Source organism: Kribbella sp. NPDC005582, assembly GCF_040605415.1.
Classification (GTDB): domain Bacteria; phylum Actinomycetota; class Actinomycetes; order Propionibacteriales; family Kribbellaceae; genus Kribbella.
Genome location: NZ_JBEXCU010000001.1, coordinates 730,951 through 750,371 on the forward strand (window position 1 = coordinate 730,951; position 19,421 = coordinate 750,371).

Genomic DNA, 19,421 nt, shown 5'->3' on the forward strand with positions numbered 1-19,421 from the left:
GTCGGCGTCGGTTGCTCGACGATCGGCGGGCGTGACCGGAACGACGCGCCGCCGTGATGTTTTGGCGCCCGCTATGAGACTCCGGTCGAGCATCATGGGTGGCCTTGCCAACCGGAAGGACCCAGTCGTGAGCGCATTACGGACACGGGGCCTGATCGGTGCGACGTTTGTCGTGGCCATTCTCGGGATGACCGCCGCCTGCGGTTCCGAGAACGCCTCGTCCCCGCCCGCCGCCCAGCCCACCCCCACCCCGACCACCAGCACGCCGACTCCGAGCACTCCCAGCAGCACTCCGAGCATGGACTGCCCGGACACCATCGCGTCGGTCAAGGCCGCCACGGACAAGGTCACCTGGGGCACCGGCCCGGCCAAGTCCCTGTTCCAGCCGGTCTCCGTGACGATCTGCCAGTACGACGCCGCTGCCACCGGGGCGACCTACGCGAACGTGACGACGAAGCGCAACGCGGCCAACGCGACGCAGCTGTTCGCGCTCGTGAACGCAGCGCCGACGGTCGCGAAGAAGCCGGGTTTCTGCACCAAGGAGCTCGGACCGACCTGGGTGCTGCGGTTCACCGACAACGACCGCGGAGTGCTCTCCTACACGGTGGAGTCCTTCGGCTGCCGCCGCCTCGTCGCGACCACGCTGGAGGGCCAGGGCAAGCCCGGCGCTCTTCCCGCACCGCGTCAGGCGACCCCCGAGCTGATCAAGTCGCTCGGCCTGCGCTGACCCTGCGCCGGACGCGCCCCCCGAAGCCGTCCGGACCGGGTCGCACCGCGGTCCAGACCGGTTCACGCCGGTCTGGACCGCTCGGTGTTCTCCGCCGAGAGTTCAGCCCGGTGAGATCAGACTGTGTGGCAACCAGCGCAGCAGCTGTGCAGCGCTTTGGACATCTCGATGCATCTAATAGATGTGAGGTGTTGTACGCCCAGCCGGGGAGTGGCGAGTGGAGTTCGAGGAGTACGTGTCCGCGCGCGGGCAGGAACTGGTGCGGCTCGGTTTCACCGTCTCCGGCGATTACCAGCGAGCCGAGGACCTGGCCCAGATCGCGCTGATGCAGGCCTTCCGGTCCTGGCGCAAGGTGCGCAAGGCCAACGATCCGCACCACTACGTGCGGCGGATCCTGATCAACGAGTACCTGGCGATGACGCGGCGGCGATCGTTCACCGAAGCTCCGACGGCCGATGTCGATCCGCAGCACACGGTGCCGGATCCGGCCGCCGGCATCGTGAATTCCGACGACCTCTGGCACGCACTGCAGGAGTTGTCCGCGCGGGAGAGGGTCGTTCTGGTGCTGCGCTACTACCAGGACCTGGACGACCGCACGATCGCCGAGCTGCTCGGCATCAAACCGTCCTCCGTCCGGGCGACGGCCAGCCGCGGGCTGGCCACCCTTCGCAAGACCAGGCAGTCCAACCGTGTTGATGAGAGGTTGTCGTGAGCAACTCCGATCTCGAGGATGACCTACGCGGGACGCTGGACCGCGCCGCGGCCTCGGTGCCGCCGGTGACCGGTCTGTCCGACCGGGCAGCGACCGACGCGCAGCAGGCCCGCCGCCGTACCTGGGTGATCTCCGGGGCGGCAGCGGTCGCGGTGGCCGCGGTCGCCGTCGCCGGCTTTGCTCTCACCGGCGGCAACACCTCGGAGCAGCCACCGGTTGCCGCCGGCGGAGCCCCCCAGAGCACAGCCCCGGCGACGGCCGCGGTCCAGCCGCTCTCGACCAAGACCTTGGCCGGCACCTGGCGAGCAGTCCAGATCACCGGCATGAAGTCGCTGAAGTCGGCCCGGCCGGACGATCCGGTCCTGGTCTTCAAGGCTGACGGCACCTGGTCCGGTTCGGACGGCTGCAACGGGCTGCAGGGCACGTTCACGATCGGCCAGCGCGGTGAGTTCGCCGCGAAGATCGGCCCTCAGCACCTGATCGGTTGCGACAACGTTCCGCACACCGGTGTCTTACAGTCCGCCAAGCGGATCGAGGTCAGCGAGGACACGCTCACGTTCGCGGCCGCGGACGGCAAGGAGCTTGCGCGATACGCTCGCGCAGGGTAGTCAAATTTGCTTGCGGACAGTGATCACCTATTGACTGGGCGGAGTCTCTGCGCGGACGATTGACCGAGGTCGTCCACCGATGAAGGAGCCTTGTGCGACTCTCAGCCACTGTCCCGTTGCTGGCCCTTGGCTCGGTGTCACTCCTCGCAGTCGGCCTCACCTCCACTGCGGCGGGGCGTCCCCCAGCGGCAGCAGTCGCCTCGGCGGCCTGTTCCCACGCCGGCCCGAGCATCAGCGCCGCCGCGGCGAAACGGCTCTCCCAGCCGACCTCGACGAAGGACCCGCGCCCGCTCGGCGAGACCATGGGTGAGGGCCTCGGGATCGCCGTCCGCTCGCTGGAGCCGCTCGACGCCACCGGCCGACCGAAGTCCGGCCTGCCGTTCGGCCTGAGCCAAGGCGTCATCGGCGTGATCGGTTCCGCATCGACCGGCTACAAGGTCGTGGTCGACAGCACGGTCCTGGACCAGAAGAAGTACCAGGCCGCCCTCGCCAAGAACGTGCCCGCCGCCGGCAAGCAGCTGGTCGGCCTCGAGCACAGCTGTCGCTCCGCCAAGGCCATCGCCGACGCCTGGAACACCGTCGGCGCCCGCGCCTGGTCCGACGACGCCAAGCACACAACGTTCGGCGCCGACCTCGACCCGGTCACCGAGAACATCCTCGTCGAGTACGACGAGGCCAGCACCTCCCCTGAATCCGCGGCCGGCTTGCGCGGACTGAGCGGCGTACAGGCAATTGCTGGTGGTCTCGAGCGCACCTCGCGCCTCAGTGACACCCCGAAGGGCGGCCACTGGGGCGGCGCCCGCATCTCGTCCAGCTCGAAGAACTGCTCCGCCGGCTTCTCCGTCGTACGGCGTTCCGACGGCAAGCGCGGCTCGGTCACCGCCGGCCACTGCGGCGGCGTCGGCACCACCTGGCAGTCCGGCACCAACTTCTACGGCACCACCGCGGTCCGCACCAACTACCCCGACTACGACCAGTCCCTGCTCACCGGCAGCAGCTACGGCCCCCGCATCTGGACCGACGGCCCCGGCGACTCCGCCGCCAAGCGCACAGTCACCGGCGGCGCCGACCCCGGCGTAGGCACCGTCGTCTGCCAGTCCGGCAGCTTCAGCACCTCACTCTGCGGCCTCACCGTCCGCTCCACCTCCGCCAAGTACTGCGACATCGACGGCTGCACCACCTACGTCATCCGCGCCACCCGCGGCGGCCAGATCGCCATCATCGGCGGCGACTCCGGCGGCCCCCTCTACAGCCGCCCCACCTCCACCACCGCCACCATCCGCGGCATAGTCTTCGCCGGCGCCGGCTGCGCCTCCTCCCGCTGCACCACCCTCTACGCCGAGCGCTACGCCTCCATCTCCGGCCACCTAGGCGTCCGAGCCCTCACCAACTGACCTCCGCTAAGCTGACCCCCGTGCGCCCCCATAGCTCAGGGGATAGAGCGTCGGTTTCCTAAACCGTGCGTCGCAGGTTCGAATCCTGCTGGGGGCACCCGACCAACTCGCAGGTCACAGACCGCGGGTGGTGGTTGCACGGCAGTGGTTCCTCGGGCCCGTTCAGAGCGGGTCGTGGATGGCCGGGTGGGCGTTGGGAGTGGACTCCCACCAGGGGTAGTTCGGGGTACGGGTGGCGAGGATTTCACGGTAGGCGTCGGTGAAGGCGGTGTGGACCGTGGCCACGACCTCGGGTGGGACTCGTTCGGGTCGCCAGCGGAGGACTCGGCGTAACTCCAGCCCATGGTCGGCCAACGGGATGACGACGGTGCCTCGTGGCGGGTCGATGGTCGGTGCGCAGGTCGCGATGCCGCGGCCGGCGACGATCAGTTGCATGACCTCGTTCTCGCCGAGTTCGCCGTACCGGAAGTTCGGGGTGAAGCCGGCCGCCTCGCAGGCCGCTCGCTGGGCGGCGGTCGCGCCATCTCGTCGGCCTTCGGGAGGCGCTATCCAGGTCTCCTCGGCGAGCTCGGCCAATTTCACTTGCGTCTGGCCGGCCAGACGGTGATCTGCGGCCAGCAGGATCAGGGCCGGCTCGGGGTCCACCATCTTCTGTTCCTGAACGCCAGGTGGGCAGGGCGGGGCGTAGGCCTCGCCGACGAGCAGGAGCATGGCGATATCGAGCACGTCAGCGGCGAGCAAGTCGGTTAACAGTCCGACGGACGTGTCGACCTGGGTCCGGATCTCGCGCCCGGTCAGTTCCTGCTCGAGCCGCGACAGCCAGCTGGCGAAGGTCACGGTGCTCACCGACCCGAGCCGCAGCGGGCTCGCCGCGGACAGATACTTGGAGCTGGTGTTGATCAGGTCGTCCAGGTCGGCCAGGAGTGCCCGGGCGCGGCCGACGACGTGCTGGCCCAGGGGTGTGGCGGTCACGCCGCGAATGTCGCGCTGGAACAGCTCTCCGCCGATGAGCGCCTCGATCCGGCGTACCTGCGCGGTCAGCGACGGCTGGGACACCTGCAGCGACGCTGCCGCTTTGGAGATGCTGCCTGTTTCGGCCACCCGGCAGATCACGCGCAGGTGGCGGAGTTCCAGCTCCATAGGCGGCAGGCTATACCCCCTTGAGATGTCTCTACCGGTACGCGGCCGTGCAAATCTCTTCTCACACAGATTCGTGGCCGTTCAAGTCCCGGCCATCTCGAACTGAAACGCGCTGCCGCCGAGTCACCGGCGCATACGCCCCCAATGGGCAGTTCGATGGCCGAACGCCCCGCCCGCCTAGTGAGGAACCGTCATGCCCGTACCCCGCAAACACCGGCTCTCCATGGCCATTGCGGCTGCTGCTGTAGCAGCCTTGAGCGCCACCACCGCAGGCAGCGCACTAGCCACTCAGGCTGCCCCCGCCGGCCGCCCACTCAGCAACTCGGCACCGGCCAAGCAGACAGTCGAGGCTGCGCAGAGCGTCATCACCGCGGCGACGAAGGCGGCGTTCGCGCACGCTGCGGCGACGGGGCTGGGCAAGGACGACAAGCTCACGGCCGTTGACGCGCTGGTCGACCCCGACGGTAAGCAGCACGTGCGCTTCACCCGGACCCACAAAGGGCTGTTGGTCCTGGGAGGCGACCTCGTCGTCCACCTCGACGCCAGGTCCGGTTGGGCCGGTGTGACCCGCGCCTATCGCCAGCAGGACCTCAAGGCCGGCGCCGTGGACCCGAAGCTGACCGTCGCCCAGGCCAAGCAGAAGGCGGCGGATGCGGCCAAGGGCACCGCAGGCGGCGCGAAGCTCGTCCTCAAGACTGGTGCATCGGGCGTCACCCTCGCCTACCAGGTACGGGTCCTGGACAGCAGCAGCAAGGAGTCCCCGGACCGCGAGGTCCTGATCAACGCTCGCACCGGTGCTCTGATCAGCAATGCCGCTGTGACCGACTCGTTCATCACGCCGCTGGTCCAGGACAAGCTGCGCAAGCTCGGTTCCGCGGCCGCTCCACTGGCAGCGGTCACCTACCCGGCACCCGCGGTCGGTTCCGGTACGTCGCTGTTCGCCGGTGTCGTCCCGCTCAACACCGTCCAGACGGCGGCGACGTCGTACTTGCTGAAGGACCCGACCCGCGGTAACACCCAGACCCGCACCGCTCGCAACACCGTCAAGAACGACTTCACCGCGGGCAGCAGCTTCAGCTCCACCACCAACAAGTGGGGGCTCAACGATGTCACCAAGCCCGCGGTGGACGCCCAGTACGGCATCGCGAAGACCTTCGACTTCTACCAGAACACCTTCGGCCGCAACGGCATCAAGAACGACGGCGCCGGCGCGCACGCGCTCGTCCACTTCGGCCAGAACGTCGGCAACGCGTACTGGGACCCGGACTGCGACTGCATGCTGTACGGCGACGGTGATGGCGCGACGTTCACGAAGCCGCTGGTCGTGTTCGACGTGACGGGCCACGAGCTCAGCCACGGCGTCGTCGCCGCCACCGCCGCCCTGGAGCCGACCCGGGTCGATGCACACGGCAACCAGTTCGGGGAGCCGGGCGCGCTCAACGAATCGCTCGCGGACATCTTCGGCTCCGCCGCCGAGTTCGCGACCAACAACCCGAACATCCCGCCGAACTACCTGATCGGCGAGCAGCTCGGTCTGGCGCAGAAGTTCCTGCGCCGCCTGGACCGGCCCTCGCTCGACAGGCTCGAAGGCACCGTCGACTACTGGTCGAAGGCCGCCTACGACACCGAGGTACACGCCGGTTCCGGCATCTCCTCACACGCCTACTATTTGCTCGCCGAAGGCAGTGGCGCCAAGACGATCGGTGGCGTCAACTACTACTCACCGACCTACAACGGCTCGGTCGTCGCCGGCATCGGCCGCACCAAGGCCACGGCGATCTTCTACCGGGCCCTGACCCGGTACATGGTCTCCACGACCGACTTCCTCGACGCCCGCGTCGCCACGCTCCAGGCCGCATCCGATCTCTACGGTGCGACCAGCATCGAGTACCAGACGGTCAACAAGGCCTGGGCCGCAGTCAACGTCACCGCCGCCAACCGCTGAGCCACAGATCAGCGGCTCCCAGGGGCGCTCCCGCATCGCGGGGGCGCCCCTTCCCTGTGGATGCAGCAGAAACTCGTGCTCATGGGACGAGCCCCGCGTTCTGGCGCTCGAGGGCCTTGACCGCACCGGTGTTCCAGCTGTCGGCAAGCGACTGTGAGAAGGGATCGGGGAAAATCTCTTCTTCTCCCTTGGCCAGCCCGTCGAAGATGGCCCGAGCTACCGACTGCGGCGAGGTCTTCGGGATGTCGAGGTCGCGCACCATGTCGGTGTCCACGGGGCCGGGCAGCACGGCGTGGACGTCCACGCCGTGACCGGCGAGCGTGGCACGCAGGGACTGCGTCAACGAGAACGCCGCTGCCTTCGAGATCGAGTACGCCGGACTGATCGGCAGCGCCGCCACGGCTGCGAGCGACAGCACGTTGACGATGGCGCCCTGCGACTCGACGAGTCGAGGCAAGAGTGCCTGGATGACGGCGTACGGGCCGAACAGGTTGACGTCGAGCTGCCGCTCCAGGGCGGCTCGATCGGCCACCTCTTCATAGCCGTAGATGCCTGCGTTGTTGATCAGGATGTCGAGTGATCCAACCGTTTCTGCAGCAGCGGCGATCTGTACGGCGTCGGTTACGTCGAGGGTTAGCGGCGTGACGCGCTCATCCGGGTGGGTCAAGGGCTGTCGGGTGCCGGCGTAGACCCGTTTGGCGCCTCGGCTCAGCGCCTCGTCGACCAGCGCCTTGCCGAGGCCGCGGCCGGCTCCGGTTACCAGGATCGTCTTGTCCGCGAATGTCATGTGTTCTCCGGGTGAGGTGGAATCGAAACTGTCGAGAGTGGAGACAGCACAACGTCGAGAAACTGGGCGCGCGCGGTGCGCCCAGTTTTCGGCTCGGCCGGTGCCAGAACTGAGGAAGACTGGCGAGCAAGCGAGGTGATGACACGTGCTGACGAGCGAGCTGATCGCGAGGGCGCAGGACGGGGATGACGAGGCGTTCCGGCAACTGACAGAGCTCCATCGCCGGGAGCTGCACATGCACTGCTACCGGATGCTCGGCTCGTTCCAGGACGCCGAGGACGTTCTGCAGGACACGCTGCTGGCCGCGTGGCGCGGGCTCGATCGGTTCGAGGAACGGTCCTCGATCCGCACCTGGCTGTACCGGATCGCCACCAATCAGTGCCTCAACGCGATTCGCTCCGCCGGTCGCCGCCCGGCAAAGGAGTGGGACGTGCCCGAGATCGAACCGCCGGAGCCGACCCGGCACAGCGAAATCGTCTGGCTCGAGCCGTACCCCGACGCGCTCCTCGACGGTGCGATCGCGACGTCGCCCGGCCCGGAAGCACGCTACGTGCAGACGGAGTCCATCTCGCTGGCCTTCGTTACCGCGCTGCAGATCTTGCCTGCCCGCCAGCGGGCCGTGCTGATCCTGCGCGAGGTGCTCGGCTACCCAGCCGCCGAGGTCGCCGAGATCCTCGACTCGTCGGTCGAATCAGTCACCAGCGCCCTCAAACGGGCACGCGCCACGCTGCAACGGCGCATCCCGCCGGACGGAACCCCCGCTTCATCGCCGACGCTCGCCTCACCGGCCGAACAGGCACTGGTCGCGAAGTTCGCCCGCGCGTATGAGGCCGGTGACATCGATGGCCTGGTTGCCCTGCTCACCGACGACGTTCGGGTCTCGATGCCACCGATGCCGCTCGAATACCTCGGCCGCGACGCCGTCGCCGGGTTCTACACCGCGCTCATAAGCGCCAACCGCGAGTACCACTTGGTCCCCACGCGCGCCAACGGCCAGCCGGCCTTCGGCACCTACCTCCGCGCACCCACGGACGGCATCCGGCACGGGATCGGGCTTGTCGTCCTCACTCTTGCCGGGGACCGGATCTCCGCCGTGACCCGTTTCGACAACAGCGTCCTGCCCTGGTTCGGTCTCCCTCGCTCGCTTCCCGGCGGCTAGTTGAGCGAGAGGGACTGGGGCTAATCGGGGAGGATGCCGGTGTCGACGACGTGGCGGGCGACGTCTCGTAGCCGGATATTGCCGTTCTGGGAGTAGCGACGCAGTACGCCGAAAGCCTGCACGGCGCTGAGGCCGTAGCGCTCTCGTAAGCGGCCTACCGCCTCGCCGACTTCCTTGCGCGAGTCGACGGCCACGTTCAGGTTGGCCTCGACCTGAGCCGAGCAGATCGCGATCGAGGCGTGCAGGGCGAGGAGGTGTGCCGCCTCGCGGTCGCCGTCGTTGAAGACGAAAGGCTCCGCGGAGACCAGGTTCAGCACGCCACGGGTGGCGTGCCCCGTGAACAGCCGGATCGCCAGCGCGCTGCGGATTCCATTGGCAGCGGCGGTCGGCGCCCACTTCGGCCAGCGGGTGTCGGTGACGGTGTCTTCGACCAGTACGTCGTCGTGTTCGGTGATGGCCTGCAAACTGGGCCCCTCCCCGAGTTCGACCTGGAGTTGGTCCGCAGTGGTGATCAGCTCATCGGTCGCGGCGAAGGTGCGAGCGCGTTGACGCTGCATGAGCAGCACCGAGGCATGGTCGTAGCGCAGGATTTCGACCGCGAACTGCAGGACCCCTTCGACCGTGTCCAGGACGTCGGTGCGGTTGTGCAGCTCCATCGCCAACTCACCGAAGTCACCAGCTTGATCGGGCATCTACAGACTCCTCCGCGGGCAAGGCGCAAACCTGATTCTGATCAGGCCCCGGTACCCACTTTCCGATCCTCGCTCCCCACCGGAGGTGGATCAGGTGGGTTTGGGTTCTGACCAGGCTGACCACTGGCCCCAGTTGGCGAGGACGCCGCAGTCGACTTTGCTGCCGTCGCAGGTGCCGACGCGGAAGGTGATGGTGTGGTCTTCGGCGATGTTGATGTCGTGGCAGGAGTAGTTGCCTACTTGCAGGGCGCCGCCGTCCATGTAGCTGTCGGCGCCGTGGGACTGGACGCAGACGCCGAAGCGGCCGTAGTCGGTCTTCCATTGGAGGCCGACTCGTTTGCCGTCGCTGGCCAGGTCGGCGATCTGGAGGTCGTCTTCCTGGGGGAACCAGCAGCCGACGGCGGGGGTGTCGGGGACGCGCCACATGCACCAGGCCTTGCCGTTCACCCAGTTGTCCGAGGTGGCGGAATCCCACTCGCGTGTGTAGGCGGCGGCAGCGGTCGGGGCGGTGACCAGCGACCCTCCGAAGAGGGCCGCCAGGACCGCGATCACGGAAGCGGTGCGACGCATCGAAACTCCTCACCCAGGGGCCGGCGGGCGCGGCCCTTCGAGGAGGTCATCCCACCATAAGTCGAGTATCCGGGTCGAGATACTCCAGAAAGAAGCGGTCCGGTCAGCGGCCGGTGGCCTCGTTGAACTTGTCGGTCGCTTGGTCGGTGAGGCCTTCGGTGGGGAGGTCGACGCCGGTGGCTCCGGTGACCTGGTCGCCGAAGGCGTTGGCCTGGTCCTGGAAGGCGTCGGCGTGGCCTTGGGCGGCGTCGGTCAGGCCTTCGCCGGCTTGGGTGGCCTGGTCGGCGACGCCGCTGACGTCGACACCGGTGGTCTCGGCGATTTTGTCGGTCGCGCCGGAGAGGTCGATGCCGGTGGCTTCGGTGACCTTGTCGGTGGCGCCGGCGAGAAGCTCGGTGGCCTTGTCCTTGAGCGAGTCGAAGATGCCCATGAGGGAGAACCCTTCAGTCATTGTCGGCTAGGAGGGAATCACCCACCGTAACAAGAGGAACCAAATCAGCATTCGGGGCAGAATCATCGTGTGAAGAAGCCGGAGACCGATCCTGTGATCGCGCGCAACCGCAAGGCGGCCCACGAGTACGAGTTGGGTGAGTCGTGGGAGGCCGGGATCGTCTTGCAGGGCATGGAGGTCAAGGGGCTCCGGGCCGGGCGGGCTTCGTTGGTCGGCGGCTTCGCGCAGGTCGAGGACGGGGAGATCTGGCTGCACGGCGTGCACATTCCGCAGTACTCGCAGGCGCGCTGGTTCGAGGGCGGTTCGCGGCGCAAGCGGAAGCTGCTGCTGCACCGGGCCGAGATCGACAAGATCGATCGGAAGGTCAACGAGAGCGGGCTGACGATCGTGCCGACCCGCCTGTATTTCAAGGACGGTCGCGCCAAGGTCGAGATCGCCCTGGCGCGCGGTAAGAAGACGTGGGACAAGCGCCATGCTCTCGCCGAGCGCGAGGCGACTCGCGAGACCGAGCGCGCCCTCCACCGCCGACTGAAGGGCCGCCCGGACTGACCCTCGTGGGCCCCGGCGGGCACGCGGTCGCGGGAGTACGGGTGGGGCGCAGGGCGTAAGGTGGGGGTATCCGGAGTCGACGACATCCACCTCGAGGTGCCGGTTGCGCCGGCCAGCCCGAGGGATGTGCCATGAAGGTTCGGTTCGAGTCCAGGTCCGCGTCGTGAGCGGGAATCAGTCGATGTCGCGAGTGGCAGGGTTCGAGCAGGAGCCGACGACGCCGCGAGTGCGGCTGCGGGAGGCGGCGAACAAAGACCTGCCGCTGCACGGCGCCTGGTGGCCGCGGTCGGACGACCCGGTGACGGAGCTGCCCGGTCTGATCCTGGCGCTGGACGAGCTCGGCGACGGGATCGTCACCCGCTTGCTGCTGCACCGGCCGTCGTGGAGTGCGCATCCGGCACGACTGACGGTGAACGGTCGCGTGGTGACGGTCGGGTACTTCACGACCCAGCCGCTCAACCTGCTGATCGCCATGCGCGATTCCTACGGCTGGCGACTCGACCTGCTGACCATCCCGCCCGGTACGCCGGAGGATGTCGCCGAGCAGGCGATGGCCCAGGCCAGTGCCGACGACAACGACGTACCCGCGCAGTTCATCCTCTCCGGGATCGAGGCAGCCAACGGTGAGTGAGCTGCGCGGCGCCGAACTGGGTGACGCTTCCCGGCGGTCGAACGCGGACCACGACCTGTCCCACCTGTACGCCGCCGTGGTGTCGGCGCGGGTCGCCGAGCGGCTCGGCCGTGGCGCGCGACCGCCGGGTGGTGGCGTCCGCAGCAACGGTGACCGGCTGATGACAGCGCTGGTCGCCTACGAAGAGGCCCTGGAGCGGTACGGGCTGCCGGTGCCGCCGGTGATCCGTGACGAGCTCCGGCTGCGCCGCGCCCTGCCGTAGTCAGACTGCACGCGGTTTGGGCCCGCTGGAGCGCAGTGTGCCCAAACGAGACAAGGCGTCGAACCAGAACCGGGCGCCAGGCAGAGTAGCGAGAGCCATCAGAAGCCAGCCGAGCAGCGTGAGCAGGAAGCTGCTCACGCTGGCCATGCCGTGACGCTCCACCCAGTTGCACGAGGAGTCCGGCAGCGAGCAGGTGGCGGTCACGCCCCAACCGATCGGCAGTCCGGAGGCGCGGGCGTCGCGGATCTGCTGACGGACGTCGTTCAGGCACTCCGCAGGTGTGCCGGAGCAGTTGGACTTGACGGTGGCTTGAGCGATCACGGCGCCACGGAGCGCCTCGTCGGTGTAGAGCGAGCGGGTCAGCTCGATGACGTTCACGTTGAAGAGCACGACCACGATCGACGCGAGGCCCAGCGAGATCCAGCGGACGTGCCGCTTGTACCAGCCGGACACGCGCGCCATGTGGTCGTCGTACCACTCCTCGACGCCGGTGCGGAACTTCGCCACATCTGAACCCGCCTCGGCGAGTAGACCGAGCAGCGGTTGCTTGAGCGGGTTGCCGGCTTCAAGAGCATCGACTCGCGCCCGCACCTGGTCGATCGTCGTCGTACCGGTGGAGTCCGGCACCAGTACGCCGATCAGCGCCCGGGCGAACGACCGCCCGGAGACGTAGGACGGCAGGCTCCGCCGGTCCTTGGCACTCAACTTCGCATTACCCGCGTTCGCCGGTGCCGCGCCCTTGTCGGCCGAGCGCGAGACCATCGGCTGCTCGACGATCTGCGTCACCATCGGCTGTGCCGGCTCACCTGGTTTCACAGCAGGCTCCTGCGACGTACGGCGCACCAGATCGGGCAGCCGCAGCGCGAAATCGCTCTTGCCGTCGACCAGCGATCGAATCCCGCGCAGCAGGTATTCACCACGCAGCCCGATGTACCGCGCGACCGCCTCGGTCAGCACCGAGATCAGCGCCGAGAAGGCAAGGAACGCGAAGACGAGTCCGATGACGGTCTGCAGAATCAAGCTGTCCATGAAGGTCCTCACAGCCGGCGGAGCCCAATTGACGCACGGTGATCACCTGCACCACAACAGCTCACAGTAGGTTGGCGCCATGACGTTGCAGGTGGTTGTCGGAGCAGGTCCAGTCGGTACGGCGGTCGCACGGCTGCTCGTGCAGCGCGGTGATCGCGTGCGGCTCATCAGTAGGCGTGGCGGCGCTCCAGAAGGCGTCGAAGGTGTGGCGGCCGATGCAACGAACGGCGACGAACTGGCACGCCTCGCCGAAGGCGCCGCGACCATCTACTCGTGCGCGGGCCCGCCCTACCCCCGCTGGGCGACCGACTGGCCGCCGCTGGGCGCGGGGCTGGTGCGAGCGGCCGAGCTGAGCAAGGCCGTGCTGGTGACCACCGGGAACCTCTACGCGTACGGCGAAGTGGACGGCCCGATCCGCGAGGACCTGCCGTTGCGCCCGAACTCCGTCAAAGGCGAAGTCCGAAAGCAGGTCTGGATCGACGCGCTCACGGCTCACGAGGCCGGCCGGATCCGCACCGCCGAGGTCCGCGGTTCGGACTACCTCGGGGTCGGCGCGATCTCGCCGTACAGTGTGCTCGTCCTGCCGAAGATCCTTAAAAACAAGGCGGCGTCGGTACCTGCCGACCTCGATGCACTCCACAGCTGGACGTACGTCGGCGATGTCGCGCGCACGCTGATCGCTGTGGCCGAGGACGAGACCGCATGGGGTCGCGCCTGGCATGTACCGAGCCCGGAACCGATGTCCCTACGCGCACTCGCAACCCTCACCGCAGAGCTGGCCGGTACCGCGCCGGCCAGGATCTCGACGATGCCCGAGTTCGCACTGCGGCTGGCCGGGCTGGTTAACGCGACCGCTCGCGCCTCGGTCGAGACGCAGTACCAATGGCGTCAGCCGTTCATCCTCGACAGCGCAGCCGCAATGGTTGCCTTCGGCATCAAACCCGCCAAGATCGCGGATGCCGTCGCGGAGATGATCGCGGTCGGCTCGAACCGATCGGCCGCGCCCGGCGTCAGGCATTAGGTACGGCCACCTAAGCTGTGCGGGTTCGACGGGGACACCGAAGCCGGAAGGGCTGGGATGAGTTCGAGGAAACCACGTCGCTGGGTGCGGCGGCTGGTGGTCACGGTGATCGTGCTCGGCGTGCTGCTGGTGGCAGCCGACCGGGCAGCCGCGTGGGCGGCGGAGAACCGGCTGGCCACGATGGCCGAGCAGCAGGCGGCGCGCTACGACCTGACTGCCCAGGACACGTCCGTCGACATCGGCGGGTTCGGGTTCCTGCCGCAGGTGGCGCGGGAGGAGTTCTCGTCGGTCACGATGACGATGACGAAGCCGACCTTCTCCGAGGTGCCCGGCGAGAACCTCGAGGTGAAGATGACCGGGGTGCACGTGCCGCGAGCCGTGATGACCGGCGGCAATGGTGCGGCGGTCACCGTCGACAACACCGACATCCGGCTGTCGCTCTCCCCGGCCGAGGTCGCGAAGCTCGCCGCCCGCGGGACCGGGCTCACCGGGCTGAAACTGGACGCGATCGACGGCAAGCTGCGGGCGAAGCTGTCGCTGGGTGAGTTCGCGGTCGATGTCGCCGTCACGCCCACCGCGAAGAACGGCCGGGTCTCGCTGGCCGTCGACCAGATCTCGGACAACATCCCGGCCCCCGCACGCGAACTGCTGAAGTCCCGGCTCGCCCGCGGGATCTCGCTGCCGAAGCTCCCGTACGACGCCAAGCTCAAGGAGGTCGCGGTCGAGGGCGGCTCCGTCGTCCTGATCGCGACGGCGGCGAACCTGAAGCTGACCACCTGACCCAGCACTGCCCCAGCACCCATCGGACCCCTAAGGGTTCGATGGGTGTTTTTCGTCCTTCCGAGGGGTTGGGTACCGATCGTTCGCGATATATCGTCGACGTATCGGAACTGAAGGACGGTGGATCGGAATGACAGGATCGGCGTACGCGGCCGGCTGGCCCTGGGCCCGCGCGGAGCGCAACTGTGACGACTTCTTCGAGAATCTCAAACGCGACCTGCACACCGCGATGAGCGGCCGGCGCGGGCACCGCGGTCATCATCAAGGGTTCGGCATGTTCGGCGCACCGCCGTTCGGCCCGCCCTGGGCGCAGGGTCCGCGCGGGCCGAAGGCGCGGCGTGGCGACGTCCGGGCCGCGATCCTCGCGGTGCTGGCCGAGCAGCCGATGAACGGCTACCAGATCATCCAGGAGATCGCCGAGCGCAGCGGTGGCGGGTGGAAGCCGAGCCCCGGCTCGATCTACCCGACCCTGCAGCAGCTCGAGGACGAGGGCCTGGTGACGGCCGACGCCGCGACCGGGCGGCGGACGTTCACCCTGACCGACGAGGGCCGCGCGTACGTCGCCGAGCACGCCGACGAGGTCGCAGCGCCCTGGGAGGCGATGAGCGCGCCCACCGACAGCGACGACGGCGGGCTGAAGCCGATGCTCGGCCAGGTCGCCACGGCGATGTGGCAGATCATCTCCACCGGCACGCCGGAGCAGCAGGCTCAGGCGAAGGACGCGGTCGCCGAGCTGCGGCGCAAGCTCTACGGCATCCTCGCCGACGACCGCACGGACGACGAGCAAGACCGCCCATGAGCACGCCGCAATGGCAGGGCCCGGACTGGTACGACGGCCGCCAGCGGCCGCTGCGATCGGTGCGGTCGGGACGGCAGGACCGGGACTCCCCCGGCGCCCGGGCCGGCCGCCGTACGGTCCGGATCGGCGACGCGGAGCGGGACCGCGCGGTGGAGCTGCTCGGTGAGCACTTCGTGGCCGGGCGGCTGACCCAGGACGAGTTCGAGGAGCGGAGCGAGACGGCGACCCGAGCCCGGTACGCCGACGAGCTGGAACCGCTCTTCGAAGATCTGCCGCAGCCCGGCGAACTGCAGCGGACGGTCCGGCCGCAGCAGATGATGATGCCGCCGCCGTTGCTGATGCTGGCACCGGTCCTGATGGTCGGCCTGGTCGTCACCGCGGTGACGCTGACCGCGCCCTGGCTGTTGTGGGGCGTGTTCTGGGTGGCGATCTTCAGCAGCCTCCACCGCCGCCGGCGGCACTACCGAGGTCCGGGAAGAAGTTTTTCCAGCTGATGTCAAAGTGCTCGTGACCGCTCCGACCGAGGGGTGTTAAGCAGGAATCCCTCGGAAGGAGCCAGTCATGAGCAAGGTACGGGTTGCGAACTTCACGGTCAGCCTGGACGGCTACGGATCCGGTGCGAACCAGCGCCTGGACGCGCCGTTCGGCGACCGGGCCGGCGAGCTGCACGAGTGGATGGAGCTCGCGATGGCGGCCCGGGAGAAGGGCCTGACCGACCCGGCGGTCGAACAGCTGGACCGGTTCAAGGACGGCGTCGGCGCCACCATCATGGGCCGCAACATGTTCGGACCCGAGCGCGGCGAGTGGGCGGATGAGTCCTGGCGCGGCTGGTGGGGCGAGAACCCGCCCTACCACCACGACACCTTCGTCCTTACCCACCACGCGCGGCCGTCGCTGAAGATGGAAGGCGGTACGACGTTCCACTTCACCAGCGACCCGATCGAGGTCGTGCTGGAGCGGGCGCGTGAGGTTGCCGACGGCAAGGACGTGGTGATCGCCGGCGGCGCGTCGACCGTCCGGCAGTACCTCCGGGCCGGACTGATCGACGAGGTCGACATGTTCATCGCGCCGGTCTTCACCGGTGCCGGCGAGCGGCCGTTCGACGACATCGGTGACGCCATGGCGGAGTTCACCGTCGAGTCGATGGTCGGCGTGCCGAAGGCGACGCTGGTCAAGCTGCGCCGGGCGTGATCACTGGACCCGGTTGAGCCACTCTTCGGTGCCGAACTTCGTTGCCACCAAGGCCTCGGCGCGGGCAATCGTGTCCGCGTCGATCGTGCCCTCGGCGAGACCGTAGCGATTGCCGAAGGACGCGACCATCCGGTCGATCACCGCGCGGCGCTCGAGACCGGTCTGGCTGCGCAGCGGATCGACCCGCTTGTTGGCGCTGGTCGTGCCCTTGTCGGACAGCTTCTCGCGACCGATCCGCAGTACCTGCAGCATCTTGGTCGCGTCCATGTCATAGGCCATCGTCACGTGATGCAGTACGGCGCCGCCCGCGAACCGCTTCTGCGCGGCGCCCGCGATCTTGCCGGCGGGCGAGGTGATGTCGTTGATCGGCTGGTACGTCGCCGCGATCCCGAGGTCGTTGAGGGCGCCGATCACCCAGTCGTCGAGGAACGCGTACGACTCGACGAACGAGAGTCCGGAGACGAGTGATTCGGGCACGTAGAGCGAGTACGTGATCGTGTTCCCCGGCTCGACGAACATCGCGCCGCCGCCGGAGATCCGCCGTACGACGGTCACGTCGTGCTGCGCGGCGCCGTCGAGATCGACCTCGTTGCGCAGCGACTGGAAGCTGCCGATGATGACGGCGTTGCGGTCCCACTCCCACACGCGCAGCGTGGGCGGCCGCTCCCCCGACCCCACTTGCTCGGTCAGCACCTCGTCCAGCGCCATCTGCAACGCCGGCTCGCGCGGTACGTCGTGCACGAACTGCCACTGGTGGTCGTGCCACCCGGTCGCGCCCGTGAGCGCCCGCCGTACCGCAACGGCTACGGCCTCCGGTGAGAAACCCACCATCTCCACACCGTCGCCGAGCACCCCGCGGACGCGAGCAGCTACCTGAGCCGCAGGCGTCACCACCGGCAGCCCGGCCAAAGCACCGTTGATCCGCTCGAGCGCATCATCAGGCTCCAGGAAGAAGTCCCCACTCACCTGCGCTGCCCGGACGTGGTCCCCGACCACATCCAGATCCGCCACGACCAACTTCCCACCCGGAACCTTGTACTCACCATGCATACCCAGCACAACCCGCGGTGCGAGCGGCTTGTTCCGGGTCAGCCGGCAGGAGTGAAGGTGTAGGTGACTTCGAGGATGCGGCGGCGGACGTCCTCGATATCGCCGTTGCCGTCGATCTCGTGCACGAGGTTGCGGCCGCCGTACAGGGTGACGAGCGGGACGGTCTGCTCGGCATAGATCTCGAGGCGGCGGCGGATGACGTCTTCGGAGTCATCGGAGCGGCCTTGGAGCTCGGCGCGGCGGAGGAGACGCTGAACCAGGGACTCGCGGTCGACCTGGAGCACGATGACCGCGGTCAGTTCGCGACCCTGCGTAGCCAGCAGATCATCCAGTACGGCGGCCTGGTCGAGCGTGCGCGGGTAGCCGTCGAGCAGGAAGCCGGAGCGGGCGTCCTCCTCGGCGAGGCGCTCGCGGACCATCGCGTTGGTCACCTCGTCCGGCACATACGCTCCGGAGTCGACGTACTGCTGTGCGGTGCGGCCGAGCTCGCTGCCGGCGGCAACGTGGGCACGGAAGATGTCGCCGGTGGAGATCGCCGGGACGGCGACCTCGCTGGCCAGCGTCCCCGCATGCGTGCCCTTGCCGGCACCGGGCGGGCCCATCAGGACGACAGTCGTCACTGCGTCGCCTCCTGACTCTCGGTAAGTTTCCCTAGATTAAGGGAGTCAGGCGCGTTGCGGTACGGCGTACGTCACGTCCGGTCCGGTGCCGGCAGGGAATAAATCACATCGTGGAGCGCAGCTCGATGGTGTCGCCCGGGCCGCCGAACTGCTCGGCGATCTCCTCGGCGCGCTCCTGGGAGGCCACGTCGATCAGGAAGAAGCCGGCCAGGTGCTCCTTCGCCTCGGCGTACGGGCCGTCGGTGGTGACCCGGCCGTTCAGGCCGGTCCGGACCAGCTTCGCACCGTCGGCGGGGCCGAGCGCCTGCCCGGAGATCAGCTCACCGGACTCCGACAGATCGGTCAGCAACTGCTCGAACTCCTTGCCCATCGCCGCCCGTTCGTCGGCCGGGATCGATCGGCCGACCTCGGTGAAGTCGATGGTCGGGTGACCCCACGGCTGCGGGTTGGAGTGGATCAGAATTACGTACTTCACGACATCCTCCTGGTTTTCGGCTCTGTACCCGCGACGTCGGCACCGCCGATCAGCCCTCGACATTCTGCGCGAAGAATTTCTTCAAGCCCGGGCACCTCGGCCGCGCGCCGCGCCACCCCGGCCAGCAGATCCGCCGCCTGCACCCGCGGATCCAGGCGCGAATCCACCTGCCGCACTCCGGTCAGCGGCGGCGGAGCCGGTACGACGGCTTCCGCGAGATAGTCGGCCAATCGGCTCACGCGTCCCGGGGTCAACGCACTCTGCTCGTCGTGCACGACTGCGACCGACCGCCGCCCGCCACTCCAGAACAGCGCGGTCTCGGCCAGCGCTGGAACCAACGGTTCGAGCGGCGGCGGAATCGCCGGATCGTCCTCGATCAATCGCAGCAAGGTCTCCTCGACCCGGCGCCGCGAAATCGACAGCTCCGCCGGAAGCAGCGCGAAGAACCGGTCGATCGCTCCGTGGTCGAGCAGCCGTAGCCGCTTCGTCCGCGTCAGCACCAGAAACGACGCCAGGAAGTCTGTCCGGGACACCAATGCGTCGACACTCGCTGCAAAATCGCGCCCGAGGCGCGTCCCATCGCCGTACGACGGTTCGCCGGTGAACAGCTCGAGCACCCGAGTGGCCACGTACGAGGTCTTGTCGATGACGTGAACGTGCGCCCGCCCGGAGAGCTCGGCCAGGAATCGCTTGAGCACCGGCCGTTGCTCGGGCCGCAGGAGCCGATTCGACTTGTACTCCGGCGCGGTCCGGGATCGGATGCCGCTCATAAGCTCGCTCGCCTCGGCAATTGTCAGGTCGACGGAGGCATGCGTGATGACCGGTGCTA

General features: G+C 68.3%; 24 protein-coding genes and 1 tRNA gene. 15 read left to right on the forward strand and 10 right to left on the reverse strand.

Annotation, left to right across the window (positions count from 1 at the left end):
- Nucleotides 1–127: 127 nt before the first annotated feature.
- From ABZS29_RS03625 to ABZS29_RS03645, 5 genes are all read left to right on the forward strand, one after another.
- A complete protein-coding gene (locus ABZS29_RS03625; protein ID WP_355458196.1) occupies nucleotides 128–727 on the forward strand; it encodes a hypothetical protein in 600 nt (199 codons plus the stop codon).
- Nucleotides 728–944: 217 nt separating this feature from the next.
- The gene (locus ABZS29_RS03630; RefSeq protein ID WP_355458198.1) at nucleotides 945–1,439 is read left to right on the forward strand and encodes a SigE family RNA polymerase sigma factor; all 495 of its coding nucleotides are present in this window, start codon (nucleotides 945–947) and stop codon (nucleotides 1,437–1,439) included.
- On the forward strand, nucleotides 1,436–2,047 hold the full coding sequence (locus ABZS29_RS03635; protein WP_355458200.1) for an META domain-containing protein: 612 nt from the start codon (nucleotides 1,436–1,438) through the stop codon (nucleotides 2,045–2,047). Before ABZS29_RS03630 ends, ABZS29_RS03635 begins: the two co-directional genes overlap by 4 nt.
- A 92-nt stretch (nucleotides 2,048–2,139) precedes the next feature.
- Nucleotides 2,140–3,441, forward strand: coding sequence for a S1 family peptidase (locus tag ABZS29_RS03640; RefSeq protein ID WP_355458202.1), 1,302 nt, complete (start codon nucleotides 2,140–2,142; stop codon nucleotides 3,439–3,441).
- Between the two features lie 24 nt (nucleotides 3,442–3,465).
- A tRNA-Arg gene (locus ABZS29_RS03645) sits at nucleotides 3,466–3,538 on the forward strand.
- A gap of 65 nt (nucleotides 3,539–3,603) precedes the next feature.
- On the opposite strand, the gene ABZS29_RS03650 is transcribed toward ABZS29_RS03645, so the two are convergent.
- The gene (locus ABZS29_RS03650; protein ID WP_355458203.1) at nucleotides 3,604–4,581 is read right to left on the reverse strand and encodes a LysR family transcriptional regulator; all 978 of its coding nucleotides are present in this window, start codon (nucleotides 4,579–4,581) and stop codon (nucleotides 3,604–3,606) included.
- A 193-nt stretch (nucleotides 4,582–4,774) separates the two neighbouring features.
- Here ABZS29_RS03650 and ABZS29_RS03655 point away from each other — a divergent pair, with 193 nt between their 5' ends.
- Nucleotides 4,775–6,526 (forward strand): M4 family metallopeptidase, encoded by a 1,752-nt coding sequence (locus ABZS29_RS03655; RefSeq protein WP_355458205.1) that lies wholly within the window; start codon nucleotides 4,775–4,777, stop codon nucleotides 6,524–6,526.
- A 79-nt stretch (nucleotides 6,527–6,605) separates the two neighbouring features.
- Here the strand turns inward: ABZS29_RS03655 and ABZS29_RS03660 are convergent, their stop codons facing one another.
- On the reverse strand, nucleotides 6,606–7,313 hold the full coding sequence (locus ABZS29_RS03660) for an SDR family NAD(P)-dependent oxidoreductase (RefSeq protein WP_355458207.1): 708 nt from the start codon (nucleotides 7,311–7,313) through the stop codon (nucleotides 6,606–6,608).
- A gap of 145 nt (nucleotides 7,314–7,458) precedes the next feature.
- Here ABZS29_RS03660 and ABZS29_RS03665 point away from each other — a divergent pair, with 145 nt between their 5' ends.
- Nucleotides 7,459–8,472, forward strand: a complete 1,014-nt coding sequence (locus ABZS29_RS03665) for a sigma-70 family RNA polymerase sigma factor (protein ID WP_355458209.1) — start codon at nucleotides 7,459–7,461, stop codon at nucleotides 8,470–8,472.
- 20 nt (nucleotides 8,473–8,492) lie between these two features.
- On the opposite strand, the gene ABZS29_RS03670 is transcribed toward ABZS29_RS03665, so the two are convergent.
- The 3 genes from ABZS29_RS03670 to ABZS29_RS03680 form a co-directional block, all read right to left on the reverse strand.
- Nucleotides 8,493–9,164 (reverse strand): GAF and ANTAR domain-containing protein, encoded by a 672-nt coding sequence (locus ABZS29_RS03670; RefSeq protein WP_355458211.1) that lies wholly within the window; start codon nucleotides 9,162–9,164, stop codon nucleotides 8,493–8,495.
- Between the two features lie 90 nt (nucleotides 9,165–9,254).
- On the reverse strand, nucleotides 9,255–9,734 hold the full coding sequence (locus ABZS29_RS03675) for a hypothetical protein (protein ID WP_355458213.1): 480 nt from the start codon (nucleotides 9,732–9,734) through the stop codon (nucleotides 9,255–9,257).
- 103 nt (nucleotides 9,735–9,837) lie between these two features.
- Complete coding sequence (locus ABZS29_RS03680; protein WP_355458215.1) at nucleotides 9,838–10,164, reverse strand: hypothetical protein; 327 nt, start codon at nucleotides 10,162–10,164, stop codon at nucleotides 9,838–9,840.
- Between the two features lie 90 nt (nucleotides 10,165–10,254).
- On the opposite strand from ABZS29_RS03680, the gene smpB reads away from it, so the two are divergent.
- From smpB to ABZS29_RS03695, 3 genes are all read left to right on the forward strand, one after another.
- Nucleotides 10,255–10,734: an SsrA-binding protein SmpB gene (smpB, locus tag ABZS29_RS03685; RefSeq protein ID WP_355458217.1), complete on the forward strand. Its 480-nt coding sequence runs from the start codon at nucleotides 10,255–10,257 to the stop codon at nucleotides 10,732–10,734.
- Between the two features lie 163 nt (nucleotides 10,735–10,897).
- Nucleotides 10,898–11,365 (forward strand): DUF5994 family protein, encoded by a 468-nt coding sequence (locus ABZS29_RS03690; RefSeq protein WP_355458219.1) that lies wholly within the window; start codon nucleotides 10,898–10,900, stop codon nucleotides 11,363–11,365.
- Complete coding sequence (locus ABZS29_RS03695; protein WP_355458221.1) at nucleotides 11,358–11,627, forward strand: hypothetical protein; 270 nt, start codon at nucleotides 11,358–11,360, stop codon at nucleotides 11,625–11,627. The genes ABZS29_RS03690 and ABZS29_RS03695 overlap by 8 nt, the downstream gene beginning before the upstream one ends.
- Here ABZS29_RS03695 and ABZS29_RS03700 read toward each other — a convergent pair whose 3' ends face one another.
- Nucleotides 11,628–12,656 (reverse strand): hypothetical protein, encoded by a 1,029-nt coding sequence (locus ABZS29_RS03700; RefSeq protein ID WP_355458223.1) that lies wholly within the window; start codon nucleotides 12,654–12,656, stop codon nucleotides 11,628–11,630.
- 79 nt (nucleotides 12,657–12,735) lie between these two features.
- On the opposite strand from ABZS29_RS03700, the gene ABZS29_RS03705 reads away from it, so the two are divergent.
- From ABZS29_RS03705 to ABZS29_RS03725, 5 genes are all read left to right on the forward strand, one after another.
- The gene (locus tag ABZS29_RS03705) at nucleotides 12,736–13,677 is read left to right on the forward strand and encodes an NAD-dependent epimerase/dehydratase family protein (protein ID WP_355458225.1); all 942 of its coding nucleotides are present in this window, start codon (nucleotides 12,736–12,738) and stop codon (nucleotides 13,675–13,677) included.
- A 57-nt stretch (nucleotides 13,678–13,734) separates the two neighbouring features.
- Nucleotides 13,735–14,457, forward strand: a complete 723-nt coding sequence (locus ABZS29_RS03710) for a DUF2993 domain-containing protein (RefSeq protein WP_355458227.1) — start codon at nucleotides 13,735–13,737, stop codon at nucleotides 14,455–14,457.
- A 130-nt stretch (nucleotides 14,458–14,587) separates the two neighbouring features.
- A complete protein-coding gene (locus tag ABZS29_RS03715) occupies nucleotides 14,588–15,256 on the forward strand; it encodes a PadR family transcriptional regulator (protein WP_355458229.1) in 669 nt (222 codons plus the stop codon).
- Entirely contained in the window at nucleotides 15,253–15,750 is a 498-nt protein-coding gene (locus ABZS29_RS03720) for a DUF1707 domain-containing protein (RefSeq protein ID WP_355458231.1), read from the forward strand. Before ABZS29_RS03715 ends, ABZS29_RS03720 begins: the two co-directional genes overlap by 4 nt.
- Before the next feature lie 67 nt (nucleotides 15,751–15,817).
- Nucleotides 15,818–16,447, forward strand: a complete 630-nt coding sequence (locus ABZS29_RS03725) for a dihydrofolate reductase family protein (protein ID WP_355458233.1) — start codon at nucleotides 15,818–15,820, stop codon at nucleotides 16,445–16,447.
- Here the strand turns inward: ABZS29_RS03725 and ABZS29_RS03730 are convergent, their stop codons facing one another.
- From ABZS29_RS03730 to ABZS29_RS03745, 4 genes are all read right to left on the reverse strand, one after another.
- Nucleotides 16,448–17,458, reverse strand: a complete 1,011-nt coding sequence (locus ABZS29_RS03730) for a biotin/lipoate A/B protein ligase family protein (RefSeq protein ID WP_355458235.1) — start codon at nucleotides 17,456–17,458, stop codon at nucleotides 16,448–16,450.
- 77 nt (nucleotides 17,459–17,535) lie between these two features.
- Nucleotides 17,536–18,117: an adenylate kinase gene (locus ABZS29_RS03735; RefSeq protein WP_355458237.1), complete on the reverse strand. Its 582-nt coding sequence runs from the start codon at nucleotides 18,115–18,117 to the stop codon at nucleotides 17,536–17,538.
- Between the two features lie 103 nt (nucleotides 18,118–18,220).
- On the reverse strand, nucleotides 18,221–18,592 hold the full coding sequence (locus tag ABZS29_RS03740; protein WP_355458239.1) for a YciI family protein: 372 nt from the start codon (nucleotides 18,590–18,592) through the stop codon (nucleotides 18,221–18,223).
- The gene (locus tag ABZS29_RS03745; protein WP_355458241.1) at nucleotides 18,589–19,362 is read right to left on the reverse strand and encodes a hypothetical protein; all 774 of its coding nucleotides are present in this window, start codon (nucleotides 19,360–19,362) and stop codon (nucleotides 18,589–18,591) included. The genes ABZS29_RS03740 and ABZS29_RS03745 overlap by 4 nt, the downstream gene beginning before the upstream one ends.
- Nucleotides 19,363–19,421: the final 59 nt, after the last annotated feature.

What these genes read in the sequence shown, in the direction of transcription:
- ABZS29_RS03650 (WP_355458203.1), bottom strand. Translation starts at nt 4,581, where the DNA reads ATGGAGCTGGAACTCCGCCACCTGCGCGTGATCTGCCGGGTGGCCGAA.
- ABZS29_RS03655 (WP_355458205.1), top strand. Translation starts at nt 4,775, where the DNA reads ATGCCCGTACCCCGCAAACACCGGCTCTCCATGGCCATTGCGGCTGCT.
- ABZS29_RS03660 (WP_355458207.1), bottom strand. Translation starts at nt 7,313, where the DNA reads ATGACATTCGCGGACAAGACGATCCTGGTAACCGGAGCCGGCCGCGGC.
- ABZS29_RS03670 (WP_355458211.1), bottom strand. Translation starts at nt 9,164, where the DNA reads ATGCCCGATCAAGCTGGTGACTTCGGTGAGTTGGCGATGGAGCTGCAC.
- ABZS29_RS03675 (WP_355458213.1), bottom strand. Translation starts at nt 9,734, where the DNA reads ATGCGTCGCACCGCTTCCGTGATCGCGGTCCTGGCGGCCCTCTTCGGA.
- ABZS29_RS03680 (WP_355458215.1), bottom strand. Translation starts at nt 10,164, where the DNA reads ATGGGCATCTTCGACTCGCTCAAGGACAAGGCCACCGAGCTTCTCGCC.
- ABZS29_RS03700 (WP_355458223.1), bottom strand. Translation starts at nt 12,656, where the DNA reads ATGGACAGCTTGATTCTGCAGACCGTCATCGGACTCGTCTTCGCGTTC.
- ABZS29_RS03705 (WP_355458225.1), top strand. Translation starts at nt 12,736, where the DNA reads ATGACGTTGCAGGTGGTTGTCGGAGCAGGTCCAGTCGGTACGGCGGTC.
- ABZS29_RS03710 (WP_355458227.1), top strand. Translation starts at nt 13,735, where the DNA reads ATGAGTTCGAGGAAACCACGTCGCTGGGTGCGGCGGCTGGTGGTCACG.
- ABZS29_RS03715 (WP_355458229.1), top strand. Translation starts at nt 14,588, where the DNA reads ATGACAGGATCGGCGTACGCGGCCGGCTGGCCCTGGGCCCGCGCGGAG.
- ABZS29_RS03720 (WP_355458231.1), top strand. Translation starts at nt 15,253, where the DNA reads ATGAGCACGCCGCAATGGCAGGGCCCGGACTGGTACGACGGCCGCCAG.
- ABZS29_RS03725 (WP_355458233.1), top strand. Translation starts at nt 15,818, where the DNA reads ATGAGCAAGGTACGGGTTGCGAACTTCACGGTCAGCCTGGACGGCTAC.
- ABZS29_RS03745 (WP_355458241.1), bottom strand. Translation starts at nt 19,362, where the DNA reads ATGAGCGGCATCCGATCCCGGACCGCGCCGGAGTACAAGTCGAATCGG.